We start from the raw sequence: 13,532 nt of genomic DNA on the forward strand, positions 1-13,532 counted from the left end.
CTTGTCTCCTGTCTCGTGTTCTATCGGGCTGCCAGCGTCTCGCGCGCAATGATCAGCTTCTGCACTTCAGTGGCGCCTTCGTAGATCCGCAGCGAGCGAATCTCGCGGTAGAGGCTTTCCACACGCGTGCCAACCTTGACGCCGAGGCCGCCGAACATCTGCACGGCCCGGTCGATGACCTGCTGCGCGTTCTCGGTGGCGACCATCTTGGCCATCGCCGCCTCGCGCGTCGTGCGCTGCTGCCTCACATCGCGCAGCCAGGCGGCGCGATAAGTCAGCAGCGCGGCGGCATCAATGGCCGTAGCCATGTCACCGATCGCCGCCTGCGTGAGTTGCAGATCCGCCAGCACGCCGCCGAACATCGGGCGCGACGTGGCGCGTGCCAGCGCATCGTCCAGCGCCGCGCGACCGAAGCCAAGCGCGGCGGCGGCCACCGAGGCCCGGAAGATGTCGAGTGTCATCATCGCCACCTTGAAGCCCTGCCCCGGCTCGCCCAGGCGGTTGCCAACGGGTACGCGGCAGTCATCGAAACGCAGTGTTGCCAGAGGATGTGGCGCGATCACGTCGATGCGCTCTGCAATGGACAGGCCCGGAGTATTGGCATCCACCACGAACGCGGTGATGCCGCGCGCGCGGGCTGCCTCCCCAGTGCGCGCGAACACGCAATAGAAGTCGGCGATGCCGCCATTAGATATCCACGTCTTGGCGCCGTTCAGCACGTAGTGCGTGCCGTCATCGGACAGCTTCGCGCTGCATTGCATCGCCGCCACGTCAGAACCCGCCTCGGGCTCGGACAGCGCGAATGCCGCAATGGCCTCGCCATTCGCCACGCGCGGAAGATAGCGCTCGCGCACCGCGTCGCTGCCGGCCAGCGTGATCGCGCCCGAGCCAAGGCCCTGCATCGCGAAAGCAAAGTCAGCCAGACCGTCATGGCGCGCCAGTGTCTCGCGCAGCAGGCAAAGCGCGCGCGAATCGAGCGCGGGTAGCGCGCCGCCGAACGCCGCCGGCACGCAGTAGCGGAGCCATCCCGCCTGCCCAAGCTGGCGCACCAGCGTGCGGCACGCCGCGTCGGCATCGTGGTGATCGACGCCGCAAAGGTTCTCGCCGCACCAGGCATCCAGATCGCGTTCGAGCGAACGGTGCGTATCGTCGAAGAACGGTAGTTCAAGGTAGGTCTTGTCACTCATGCCAGCCCCTCAATCGCCTTCGAACACCGGCTTCTGCTTCGCGACGAACGCGTCATAGGCTCGCCGGAAGTCGCGAGTCTGCATGCAGATGGCCTGTGCCTCCGCTTCGGCCTCGATCGCTTCGTCGAGCCCCATATTCCACTCCTGATGGAGCAGCTTCTTGGTAACGCCATGCGCGAAAGTCGGACCCGCGGCGATCTGCGTGGCCAGCGACTGCGCCTCGGCCAGCAGCGTTTCGGAAGCGTGCAGCGCGTTGAAGAAGCCCCATTGCAGCCCTTCCTCGGCGCTCATCGAGCGGCCGGTGTAAAGCAGCTCGCTCGCTCTCCCCTGCCCAATCACGCGGGGCAGCAGCGAACATGCGCCCATATCGGCGCCGGCCAGACCAACGCGCACGAACAGGAAAGCGGTCTTCGCCAGCGCGGTACCCAGACGCATATCGGAGGCCAGCGCGATCATCGCGCCGGCGCCGGCGCAGATGCCGTCGATCGCGCTGATGATCGGCTGCGGGCAGGCGCGCATGGCCTTGATCAAGTCGCCGGTCATGCGCGTGAAGTCGAGCAGCTCCGGCATGGTCATGCGCGTCAGCGGGCCAATGATCTCGTGTACATCGCCGCCAGAGCAGAAATTCCCGCCCGCGCCGGTCACCACCACGGTCTTGATGTCGGTGGCGTAGCACAGACTACGGAACAGATCACGCAGCTCGGCGTAGGAATCGAACGTCAGCGGATTCTTGCGCTCCGGCCGGTTCAGCGTGATCGTGGCGACCTTGCCGTCCGCCGAGACGGACCACAGGAAATGCTTCGGTTGATAGTCCGCAAAGGCGCGCTTGTGGTGGCGCATGTCCAGTGCAATATCGCTCATGTGTTGTCTCACTCCACTCTGTTTGATCGTTCAGCCCGCCATCACCTCGCCGCCGGCCACCGGCACGGCTTGCCCCGTGATCGCGGACGCCGAGGGCTGGCACAGCCAGGCCACCGCATCAGCCACTTCATCGGGCCGTACCAGACGCCGCTGCGGGTTACGCGCGGCCAGTTCCGCGCGCGCCTGTTCTTCCGAGCGCCCCGTCTTGCCGACGATATTGGCCACCGCGTCGCGCACGATGTCGGTTTCGGTATAGCCCGGGCACACCGCGTTGACCGTCACGCCCTTGGTCGCCAGTTCCAGCGCCAGCGAGCGGGTCAGGCCGATCACGCCGTGCTTCGCCGCGCAATAGGCGCTGACGTAGCCGTACCCGATCAGGCCGGCCGTGCTGGCGACATTCACGATGCGCCCCCAGCCCGCCTCGAGCATCGCCGGCAGCGCCGCCTGCGTGCAGATAAAGGTGCCGGTCAGGTTGACCTCGAGCATCCGCTGCCAGAGCGCGAGATCGGTCTTGCCGAACGGCGCGCTGTACGCCTGACCGGCGTTGTTGACCAGCAGCGTGATCGGCCCGCGTGCTTCAGTGGCACCAGCGAAGGCTCCACTCACCCAATCGGCATCCGTGATGTCCGCGCTGACCGCGCCCAGCGCCGCGCCTTCGATCACACACGATTGCAGCGCATGAACGGTCGCATCAAGCGCTGCCTGCTCGCGACCCAGCAGCGTGACGCTGGCGCCATCGGCCAGCAGCCGGCGCGCGATGGCGGCACCGATGCCACGCCCGCCGCCGGTCACCAGGGCGTGACGCCCTTGCAATGCATTGCCCATGGTCATTTTCCCGGCTGCTGCGCGTACGATGCGGCGCGGGCAAGGTTGGTTTCCAGTTGCCGTTTGCCAGACACGTACTGCTTCGGCCACGTGACATCGCGATAGCCCAGCCTGGCCGCCTCGTGCAGCGTCCACGCCGGATCGGCCAGATGAGGACGCGCAATCGCGCAAAGATCGGCCCGGCCAGCCGCGACGATGCTGTCGACATGATCGGCCTCGAAGATCGCGCCCACGGCGATGGTCGGGATGCCCGCCTCATTGCGGATGCGGTCGGCAAACGGTGTCTGGTACATCCGGCCGTAGACCGGCGTCTGATCCGGGCTGACCTGGCCTGATGAACAGTCAATCATGTCCGCGCCGGCCGCCTTGAAGGCGCGTGCGATCTCGACCGCATCATCGGCCGTGATACCGCCCTCGACCCAATCGTGCGCCGAGATCCGCACCGACATAGGCTTGTCCTGCGGCCACACGGCCCGCACGGCTGCAAACACTTCCAGCGGATAGCGCAGACGGTTGGCGAGCAAGCCGCCGTACGCGTCGGTACGCGTGTTGGTCAACGGCGAGATGAAACTCGAAAGCAGATAGCCGTGGGCGCAGTGCAGCTCAAGCCAGTCGAAGCCGGCTTCCGCCGCGCGCCTCGCGTTGGCCACGAAGTCGTCACGCACCCGATCCATGTCTTCCCGCGTCATTTCGCGTGGCACCTGCGACACATCGGGCATGTACGGCAACGCCGACGCGGAGATCAACGGCCAGTTTCCGTCCGCCAGCGGGTAGTCCATCTTCTCCCAGCCAAGCTGGGTTGAGCCCTTGCGCCCGGCATGGCCAAGCTGCATGGCGATCTTCGTATCGCCGTTGGCGTGCACGAAGTCGACGATGCGCTTCCACGCATCGCGCTGCGCGTCGTTCCACAAACCCGGGCAACCCGGCGTGATGCGCGCGTCTGGCGACACACAGGTCATCTCGGCCACAACCATGCCGGCGCCACCGAGGGCACGGGAACCGAGATGCACCAAGTGGAAGTCGCCCGGCACGCCATCGACCGACGAGTACATCGCCATCGGGCTCACCACCACGCGGTTCTTCAGGGTGACGCCGCGCACCGTGAATGGCGTGAACATCGGCGGCAAGGCAGCATCGCCCGCAGCCGCGCGCAGCTTCAGCGTCTCTTGTGGCACGCCGGCCTGCGCGGCCAGCCATTGCTCGAAGTTGTCGACGTATTGCGCATCGCGCACGCGCAGATTCTCGTGCGAGATCCGCTGCGAGCGCGTCAGCAACGAATAAGCGAACTGCTCGGGCGCCATGCCAGCATAGCGCTCGACGTTCTCGAACCATTCGGTCGAATTGCGCGCCGCGTTCTGGATCTTGAGCACTTCCACGCTGCGCGTGGCCTCGTAGCGGGCCAGCGCTTCCGGCAGGCCGTCGACACCGGCGGCGCGATGCTCGCCGATCGCCTCCGCCAGATCTATCGCATCTTCCAGCGCCAGCTTGGTCCCCGATCCGATCGAGAAGTGCGCGGTATGCGCCGCGTCCCCCATCAACACCACCGGCACGCGGCGGCCATCGTCCAGGGTGTTCCAGTGCACCCAGTGATGGCAGATCACCCGCGGGAAGCGAATCCAGATCGCCGAGCCACGCAGATGCGCGGCGTTGCTGATGAGCTTGTTGCCGTCAAGGTACTTGGCGAACAGCTTCTCGCAGTAGGCCACGCCCTCCTCCTGGCTCATCTGTTCAATGCCGGCGGCCTTCCAGACCGGCTCAGGCGCCTCAACGATGAACGTCGACGTGTTGTCGTCGAAGCGATAGGCGTGCGCCTGGAACCAGCCATGCTCGGTCTTCTCGAATGCGAACGTGAAAGCGTCGAACAGCTTGTGCGTGCCGAGCCAGACAAAGCGGCACTGGCGCGTGTCGATATCTGGTTGGAAGCTCTCGGCATAGCGTGTGCGGATGCGGCTGTTAAGGCCGTCCGAAGCAATCACGAGATCCGCGTTGTACTGCCGCGCCAGCGCCTGGTCGTCGCTGACATCGGTCTCGAACACCAGCTTCACGCCGAGCGCCTCACAGCGTGCCTGCAGGATGTTGAGCAGGCGCTTGCGGCCGATGCCGATGAATCCGTGCCCACCGGATCGGATGGTGCGCCCACCGATGTGAATGTCGATGTCGTCCCAGTGATTGAATGCCGCGTTGATCTCGGCCGCGCTGACCGGATCGGCCTGTTTCAGGTTCTCGAGCGTCGCATCGGAGAACACCACCCCCCAGCCGAAGGTGTCGTATGGCCGGTTGCGTTCGACCACGATCACCTCGTGGGACGGATTCTGCAGCTTCATCAGCAAGCCGAAGTACAAGCCCGCCGGGCCGCCACCAATACATAGCACGCGCATCTGATCGCCTCCTGCAAGCCGTCAGTCGACGGCTCTACATCAGGGTTAAATATTTTATGCTTAAAATATTAGGCGGCATGCCGAGATCTGGCAAGGGGTTTTTCAGGGAGCCCGCAAGTGCCGGGCTCCCTGCCCTTCTATGCCTGCGTCAGGCCAGCGACTCCTTCACCTGCTCCAGCGCCGTCGGGTCCTCGATCGTGGTCAGGTCACCCGGATCACGGCCTTCCGCCACCGCCTGAATGGCGCGGCGCAGCAATTTGCCCGAGCGTGTCTTGGGCAGCGCATTGACGAAGAACACGCGCGCCGGCCGCGCCACCGCGCCGAGCTGCTGCTCCACCGTCTTCATCAACTCCCCCTCGAATGCCATACGGTCCGCTTCAGTTGCCGTGCGCCCGGCGTCACGCGCAATGCAGAAGCCCATGGCGACCTGGCCCTTCAGCGCATCCTGCACGCCGACCACGGCCACCTCGGCCACGCCCGGGTGCGACGACAGGCTTTCCTCGATCTCTCGGGTGCCCAGTCGGTGGCCTGCCACGTTGATCACATCGTCGGTGCGGCCGAGGATGAAGACGTAGCCATCCTCGTCGCGGATACCCCAGTCGAATGTGGAATAGCACTGACGATTCGGCACCGCCGACCAGTACGTGCGAATGAAGCGGTCGTCGTCGCCCCAGACCGTCGACATGCAGCCCGGTGGCAGCGGATAGTCGATCGCCACCACGCCCTTGGTGTTTGGCGGACACTCCTCGCCGGTGACCTCATCGACGATGCGCAGGTCGTAACCGTAGGCCGGCACCCCGGGAGATCCCAGTTTGGGTGGCAGCGCTTCCACGCCGCGCTGGATAGCGATAATCGGCCAGCCCGATTCGGTCTGCCAGTAGTTGTCGACCACGGGCTTGCCGATGCCGCCCTGAATCCAGCGCGCGGTAGGTTCGTCCAGTGGCTCGCCCGCCAGGAACAACAGCCGCAGGCTGGACAGGTCGTGACGCTTGAGCAGCGCCGGGTCCTGCTTCTTGAGTACACGGATCGCCGTAGGCGCGCTGAACATGATGTTGACGCCGTACTGCTCGACGATCTTCCACAGGATCGCGCCATCAGGACGAATCGGCGTGCCCTCGTACATGACCGTGGTCATGCCGGCCAGCAGCGGCCCGTAGACGATGTAGCTATGGCCCACCACCCATCCGATATCGGACGCGGTGAACATCGTGTCGCCCGGCTTGCCACAGAAGATGTTCTCCATCGACGTGGCCAGTGCCACCGCGTAGCCACCGGTGTCTCGCTGCACGCCCTTTGGCTTGCCCGTGGTGCCCGACGTGTAGAGCACGTAGGATGGCTCGCTCGATTCCATCCAGACGCATGGCACCGCTTGTCCGGCCACCTTGTCGCGCCAGGCCGCGTAGTCCTGGTCGCGGCCGCTGACCAGCGGCATCTCTGCCAGCTTGCGGTCCACCAGCAGCACCTTTTCGGGATGATGGCCAGCCAGCCGGATCGCCTCATCAAGCAGCGGCTTGTACGGCACCACCTTGCCCGCGCGCGAACCGGCATCGGCGCTCACGATCACTCGTGGCTTGGCGTCGTCGATACGGGCCGCCAGGCTGACCGAGGCAAACCCACCGAACACCACCGAATGCACGGCGCCGATGCGCGTGCAGGCCAGCATCGCGAACATCGCCTCCGGAATCATCGGCATGTAGATCAGCACCCGGTCGCCGCGCTGCACGCCCAGCCCCTGCAGCGTCGCCGCCATGCGCGTGACTTCGTCATGCAACTCGCGGTAAGTGTAGGTGCGTTCGGTATCGGTCTCGGTCGAGACATAGACCAGCGCCCGCTGGTCGGCACGCGCGGACAAGTGCCGGTCGATGGCGTTATGGCAGATGTTGGTGCGCCCGCCGACGAACCAGCGGGCGAAAGGTGGGCGACTGTCGTCGAGCACGCGTTCGAAGGGGGTCTCCCAATCGATACGTGCGGCTTGTTCGGCCCAGAATCCTGCCGGGTCGGAAAGGGAGCGCGCGTGCAGTGCGCGGCTTGCCGTCATGGTATGTCTCCTCCGCTATATGGATGATCAATGCGGTGTTGGTGGCTGGGACAGTTCGACAGGCGGAAACCTGCCGACTGCCCTACTGGTTGCACGACGCGGGGTTCGTTTCCACTTGCGTTCGGATGCCGGCCATCTTTTCTGGAGAATCTACCATGACAGCATCCAGCCCCAAACGCTTTGCCTCGCAATAGTCAGCCTGATCATTCACGCCGAATGCCACGAGGTTGGCCGAGACTTTCGACCGGTAGCAATGGACAGAGGCTTTGGTCCAGAGCACCGCCTGGACCGGCGAATGCCCCTCTCCGAGCGTGAAGGTCTCAACCACGTCCACGTTGCGTCGCATCTCGAATCCCGCCCACACACCTGAAACGGACGGCGCATCGCAGCGCTGGCCAAGCGTTGCGGATACCAGTCGACGCCGGGTCACATCACGCGCCTCGGCCAGCCGCGCGCGTGGCCAGGCTGCGAACGTATTCTGGTAATCGGCCTCGGTCGAGTAGATCAGCACGCGGCTCCAGGCGCTTTCGGCATCCAGCACGGCAGCCACCGCGGCCGTCTGTGCCGACGCGGGCATCGACTTCATGTCGAGGATGATCGGCACGTTGGCCGGGATGGCACGCAATGCCTGCTGCAGCGTGGGAATGCCGACCGGACTGTCGCGATAGGGGTAGCGCTTCACGCCATCCGATCCCATTTCGGCGAAGGACCATCCGGCATTGAGCGTCGCCAGCGTGGCGGCGCTGAAATCGGCCACCTTGCCCGATCCATTGGTCAGCGAGGACAGGTCGCTAGGACGGTACAGCACCGGCACGCCATCGAGGCTCGTTTGCACCGACAGCCAGATCATGTCGGCACGTTGGCGCAATGCCGACTCGATCGCCACAAGCGTGTTTTCCGGGCGATCCGCCGTGCCACCGCGATGCGCCACGAGCTTGGGCAGAGGGTAATCGGGTTCGTCATCGTCCTGCGCGCGCTCGCATGACGCGCCAAGGCACGCCAAGAGAATCGGCAGGCAACAGACGGTTTTGGGGAAGGACATCGGGCAGTTCCAGTGGTGGATCAGACTGCCCTTTTGCCACCCTTCGCCGACTACGTTCTTGATGCCCATCAATTTGCATGACGGAGGCACGGCGCGTCCCCGGCCCAGCGTCTAGCGTGGAACCGGGTTGCCAGAATTTCGCGGCGTCAGGAGGTGGCCGCGCGCAGATGCTACTGCGCGCGGCTCGACTTGGATTTGGTCGCTGGCGTCGGCGACGACTTGCTTTCGCGCGTGGCGGACTTGCCCGACGACTTGCTCGTGGAACTGTGCGGCGAGGCCTCCACCACCACCCGCTTGCGGGGTTCGGCCTTGGCCGATCGCGACGACTTCTCGACCTTATCGTATTTCTCCGACTTTGCCACGGCCTGTGTCTTGCCACCCGACTTGCCATGTGGCGCGGCCTTGGCTGGCGTGTCGTCTTCGTCCCCGGCGCGCTCCGCCCGCATGGCGGCGGCGGAGTTCGGACGCAGCATCAGCACCAGACTCTGGCCGGCAACAAGCTTGCTGCCGGAGAGCTTGTTCCACGACTGCACCTGCTTGACCGACACGCCATAGCGACGCGCCACCGTGGACACCGTATCCTTGCGCCCCGCCCGCACCACGACGCGCTTGGCGTCAGGCACGTCTGGCTCCACGGCCAGCATGGCCGTATCGACCAGCGATGCGCTGATGTCCTGGTCGTGGCGCTCGGTACGCGGAATCATGACGGTCGAACCGGCTTTCAGGCGCATCCCCTTGGGAATCCGGTTGATCTCGCGCAGCGTGTCCACATCCACGTTGAGCCGCGCGGCCAGCGACTCCACACGTTCACGGCTATCCACGGTCACCGCCGTCCAGCTCGACAACCCGCCACGATAGGTATTGAGGTTGTACTGGAAGCGCTCGGCGTTCTCGAACGGCAGCAGGATCTGCGGATTGGCCGCACCCAGGATCACCGGTCGGTTGAACGACGGATTGAGCGCCTTGAACTCGTCCAGCGGCATGTTGGCCAGCTTGGCAGCCAGCGCCACGTCGATATCCCGCGAGGTCGTGACCGTCACGAAGTACGGATGATCGGGGATCTCAGGCAGCCTGACGCCGTACGCGGCCGGGTTGGCGATGATGTTCTTCACCGCCTGGAGCTTCGGCACGTAATAGCGCGTCTCGGTCGGCATGGTCAGGCTGGCGTAGTCCGTGGGCAGCCCCCGGGCCTGATTACGCGCGATGGCTCGCGACACGGCGCCTTCGCCCCAGTTGTAGGCGGCCAGCGCCAATTGCCAGTCGCCGAACATGTCGTAGAGCCGCTGCAGATAGTCGAGGGCCGCGTCGGTCGATGCCAGCACGTCGCGCCGCTCGTCGCGGAACATGTTCTGCTTGAGGTTGTACGTCTTGCCCGTGCTCGGGATGAACTGCCACATGCCGGCCGCCTTGGCCGTGGATTCCGCCTGGGGATTGAATGCGCTCTCCACGAACGGCAGCAGGGCCAGCTCGGTCGGCATCTTGCGCCGTTCGAGCTCCTCGACGATGTGGTAGAGGTAGCGGCTCGACCGCCCCACCATCCGCTCCATATAGTCAGGGCGGGCCGCGTACCACTGCGTGCGATCATCGACCAGCGTGCCTTCCAGGTCGGGCATCGCGAAACCCTTGCGGATGCGGTCCCAGATATCGCTGGACGGCCCGCGCAGCCAGTCCACGCTGGACTGGTCGACATTCACGACGGTGGAACGGGATAACGTGCCGGCGCGGCCGGTGCTGTTGAGGGTATTGAGCGGGTCCTTCTTCGGACCGGATTCCAGGGCGGTCGGCGTGCCGGACAATTCGCCGGCGGGCGGTGTGGGTGTGCTGGCGCAGGCTGCAAGCAGCGTGGCACACGCAACTACCGCCAGAAATCGACCAAATCGCATTAAGTTCTCTGAAAGTGACGCCAAAAAGTTGGCCTGATGCTATGGAAAAGCCCCCCTCGCGTCAATGAGATTTTCCCCATGATGCAATTTGAATCAATTGCCCCGCCCAGCCCGCAACCGGATTGTCCCATCCGCATTAACGAAAGCCGTCCTTCCAGCCTCGCAGCGCACCAAAAGCCGCGGCGTCACCGCTCACGTCACCGCCCTGCGCCCGCACAGCCTGGCGGACCGTGGACTCGCGGGACCGCAAGAACGGATTGACCGCGCGCTCGTGCGCCACGGTCGTTGGCACGGTAGGCGTGCCGGCCTCGCGCAGGATATCCACCCGCGCCGCCCACGCCGCCAGATCCGGGTTGGCCGGCTCGACGGCCTGGGCAAAGCGGACGTTGCTGCGCGTGTACTCGTGGGCGCAGTAGACGCGCGTGTCGCCGGGCAGTGCCGCGAGCTTGTCCAGGGATGCCAGCATCTGGGCCGGCGTGCCTTCGAACAGGCGCCCGCAGCCGCTGGCGAACAGCGTGTCGCCACAGAACACCACGGGGCCGGCGCCAGGCAGGTCGCCGACATAGGCCACATGGCCTGCGGTGTGACCCGGAACATCCAGTACCCGGAACGTCACTGCCGGATGACGCAGCGTGACCGTGTCGCCTTCGCGCACGGCCTGCGTGCGGTGGCCAATTCGCTCGCCTTGCGGACCGATCACCGGCAGCGGCTCGCCGTTCGGCCCACTCGGATGACGCGCGAGGAGGTCTGATACACCACCTTGGTGATCCCCATGGTGATGGGTGATTACAATAGCGCCCAGTGCCAGCCCGCGTTGCGCCAGAAACTGCTCGACCGGTGCGGCCTCGCCTGGGTCCACCACGGCCGCGCTATGCCCGTCGTGGATTGCCCAGATATAGTTGTCCTGAAAGGCGGGGATCGGCTCCACTTTCAACATGCGTGCTCCTCTATGTCCAACCGACCGATTATAGATTGGGAAGAATGGCTAGCCTCGCCACCCGGGCAGTATGTGCTCGAGTGGGAAGGCCAGCAGTACGACCGGACGGTAGCGGACATTTTTGGCTATCACGCGGTGCAGTTCGGCCTGCCCGCCATCGACACGTTGCGCGAGAACCGGATGCCGTTCTCGGCGCTGGCGCTGGACGGCCGCGCGGGCCCGCACGGGCCAAGGGAGACCCATCCCGATGCGCGGCAACTGCTGTGCCGGTTCGACGAACTGCCCTTCGATACGCAGAGCATCGACCTCGTCACGCTACCGCACGTCCTCGAATTCTCGGAAGACCCGCACGAAGTGCTGCGCGAAGTCTCGCGCGTTCTGATGCCCGAAGGGCGCGTGGTGGTGACATGCTTCAACCCGATGAGCCTGTGGGGGGCGCGGCAGGGCCTGAACCGCCTTGGCGCCATGCCCTTCCTGCCAAGTGACGCCCAGACCATCGGGTTCGTGCGGATCAAGGACTGGCTCAAGCTGCTCGGGTTCGAGATCATCCGGGGCCGCTTCGGCTGCTACTGCCCGCCCTATCGCACGGAGCGCTGGCTGCAGCGCGCGGCATTCATGGAGAAGGCAGGCGACCGCTGGTGGCCGATCTTCGGCGCGGTCTATATGATCTCGGCGGTCAAGCGCGTCAAGAATATCCGCCTGGTCGGCCCCGCCTGGAAAACACCCAAGTCGGCGCTGAAGCCAGTAGCGGCCCCAGTTGCCACGCCCACGGGCACGCACGGCAAGACCCCTGGCCAGGACAGCTAGGACCATCACCTTATATACATGCAAGAAGTCACGATTTACTCCGACGGAGCCTGCAAGGGCAACCCCGGCCCCGGCGGCTGGGGCGCCGTGCTCGTCGCCGGCGGCCACGAGAAAGAACTGTTCGGCGGCGAAAGCCCCACCACCAACAACCGCATGGAGCTGATGGCGGTCATCGAGGCGCTGCGCGCGCTCAAGCGCCCATGCATCGTCAATATCTATACGGACTCGCAATACGTGCAGAAAGGCATCAGCGAGTGGATTCACGGCTGGAAGGCACGCGGCTGGAAGACGGCGGACAAGAAGCCGGTCAAGAACGCCGACCTCTGGCAGGCACTGGACGAAGCCCAGAAACCTCACCAGATCACGTGGCACTGGGTGCGCGGTCACAACGGGCACCCCGGCAACGAACGCGCGGATGCGCTGGCCAATCGCGGGGTGGCGTCGATCAATACCTGACCCGTCGTTTACAATCCCGCCCATGCGACAAATCGTTCTCGATACCGAAACCACCGGCCTTAATCACGCGACAGGCGACCGACTGATCGAAATCGGCTGCGTGGAACTGGTGAATCGCCGCCTGACAGGCCGCCACCTCCACTTCTACGTCAATCCAGAGCGCGACATCCATGAGGATGCCATCGCAGTGCACGGGATCACGCTCGATTTCCTGGCCGACAAGCCCAAGTTCGCCGAGATCGTCAACGACGTCCGCGACTTCGTGCAGGACGCCGAACTGATCATCCACAACGCGCCCTTCGACCTTGGCTTCCTGGACATGGAGTTCCAGCGCCTGGACCTGCCGCCGTTCCGCCAGCACGCCAGCAACGTGATCGACACGCTGCGTGAAGCCCGCCAGATGTTCCCGGGCAAGCGCAACTCGCTGGATGCGCTGTGCGACCGACTTGGCGTCAGCAACTCCCATCGCACGCTGCACGGCGCACTGCTCGATGCCGAACTGCTCGCCGAGGTCTACCTGGCGATGACGCGCGGCCAGAACTCACTGGTCATCGACATGCTCGACGGCGCCGCCACGGACGGCGAGACGCGTAGCACCGCCGACCTGTCCGCCATGACGCTGCCCGTGCTATTGGCCTCCGAGGCAGAAATCTCGGCGCACATGGGCGTGCTCAAGGAACTCGACAAGGCAAGTGGCGGCAAGACGGTCTGGCAGGAAGCCTCCCCTGCCGAAGCCGCCACTCAGTAGGGCCTGGCGCCTCCCGAGGGATTTCGAAGAAAATTCGAAAAAGGGCTTTACAAGATACCGGCCCATCGGCATAATCTCGTTTCTCCACTGCGCGACATCAGCAGCAACGATGACGAAGCAGCATGGGTGGTTAGCTCAGCGGTAGAGCACTGCCTTCACACGGCAGGGGTCACAGGTTCAATCCCTGTACCACCCACCAAAATTTGTGGCTTGCAACGCCTAACGTTGCCGTGAACCCGGATCGCTGACGAGCTTTCCGGGTTTTTTGTTGTCTGTCGATGGCCGAAGGTATTCGTCATCCTTCACCGATCACGATACTGGGCGCGCCCATCGAACGCTCATCGATAACGTCGACTCCCTATCCACCCTC

11 protein-coding genes and 1 tRNA gene are annotated in these 13,532 nt (G+C 64.7%); 4 read left to right on the forward strand and 8 right to left on the reverse strand.

The window, feature by feature from the left end; translation table 11 throughout:
• Positions 1-20: 20 nt before the first annotated feature.
• The 8 genes from RMET_RS11040 to gloB form a co-directional block, all read right to left on the reverse strand.
• Positions 21-1,187 carry an acyl-CoA dehydrogenase family protein gene (locus RMET_RS11040; protein WP_011516906.1) on the reverse strand — a complete coding sequence of 389 codons (1,167 nt, stop codon included), beginning with the start codon at positions 1,185-1,187 and terminating at the stop codon, positions 21-23.
• A gap of 9 nt (positions 1,188-1,196) precedes the next feature.
• Positions 1,197-2,048, reverse strand: coding sequence for an enoyl-CoA hydratase family protein (locus tag RMET_RS11045; RefSeq protein ID WP_011516907.1), 852 nt, complete (start codon positions 2,046-2,048; stop codon positions 1,197-1,199).
• Between the two features lie 30 nt (positions 2,049-2,078).
• A complete protein-coding gene (locus tag RMET_RS11050) occupies positions 2,079-2,873 on the reverse strand; it encodes an SDR family NAD(P)-dependent oxidoreductase (protein WP_011516908.1) in 795 nt (264 codons plus the stop codon).
• Positions 2,874-2,875: 2 nt separating this feature from the next.
• On the reverse strand, positions 2,876-5,251 hold the full coding sequence (locus RMET_RS11055; RefSeq protein WP_011516909.1) for a bifunctional salicylyl-CoA 5-hydroxylase/oxidoreductase: 2,376 nt from the start codon (positions 5,249-5,251) through the stop codon (positions 2,876-2,878).
• Between the two features lie 148 nt (positions 5,252-5,399).
• Positions 5,400-7,289, reverse strand: a complete 1,890-nt coding sequence (locus RMET_RS11060; protein ID WP_011516910.1) for a propionate--CoA ligase — start codon at positions 7,287-7,289, stop codon at positions 5,400-5,402.
• A gap of 82 nt (positions 7,290-7,371) precedes the next feature.
• A complete protein-coding gene (locus tag RMET_RS11065; RefSeq protein ID WP_196776402.1) occupies positions 7,372-8,331 on the reverse strand; it encodes a glycerophosphodiester phosphodiesterase family protein in 960 nt (319 codons plus the stop codon).
• Positions 8,332-8,501: 170 nt separating this feature from the next.
• Entirely contained in the window at positions 8,502-10,214 is a 1,713-nt protein-coding gene (locus RMET_RS11070; RefSeq protein WP_011516912.1) for a transglycosylase SLT domain-containing protein, read from the reverse strand.
• 136 nt (positions 10,215-10,350) lie between these two features.
• The gene (gene gloB, locus RMET_RS11075) at positions 10,351-11,151 is read right to left on the reverse strand and encodes a hydroxyacylglutathione hydrolase (protein ID WP_011516913.1); all 801 of its coding nucleotides are present in this window, start codon (positions 11,149-11,151) and stop codon (positions 10,351-10,353) included.
• Between the two features lie 12 nt (positions 11,152-11,163).
• Between gloB and RMET_RS11080 the strand changes: the two genes are divergently transcribed.
• The 4 genes from RMET_RS11080 to RMET_RS11095 all read left to right on the forward strand — a co-directional run bounded on the left by RMET_RS11080 (position 11,164) and on the right by RMET_RS11095 (position 13,361).
• On the forward strand, positions 11,164-11,958 hold the full coding sequence (locus RMET_RS11080) for a class I SAM-dependent methyltransferase (protein WP_011516914.1): 795 nt from the start codon (positions 11,164-11,166) through the stop codon (positions 11,956-11,958).
• An 18-nt stretch (positions 11,959-11,976) separates the two neighbouring features.
• Entirely contained in the window at positions 11,977-12,414 is a 438-nt protein-coding gene (gene rnhA, locus RMET_RS11085; RefSeq protein WP_011516915.1) for a ribonuclease HI, read from the forward strand.
• Between the two features lie 22 nt (positions 12,415-12,436).
• Complete coding sequence (gene dnaQ, locus RMET_RS11090) at positions 12,437-13,162, forward strand: DNA polymerase III subunit epsilon (protein ID WP_011516916.1); 726 nt, start codon at positions 12,437-12,439, stop codon at positions 13,160-13,162.
• A gap of 124 nt (positions 13,163-13,286) precedes the next feature.
• A tRNA-Val gene (locus tag RMET_RS11095) sits at positions 13,287-13,361 on the forward strand.
• Positions 13,362-13,532: the final 171 nt, after the last annotated feature.

It is taken from the genome of Cupriavidus metallidurans CH34 (assembly GCF_000196015.1).
GTDB lineage: Bacteria > Pseudomonadota > Gammaproteobacteria > Burkholderiales > Burkholderiaceae > Cupriavidus > Cupriavidus metallidurans.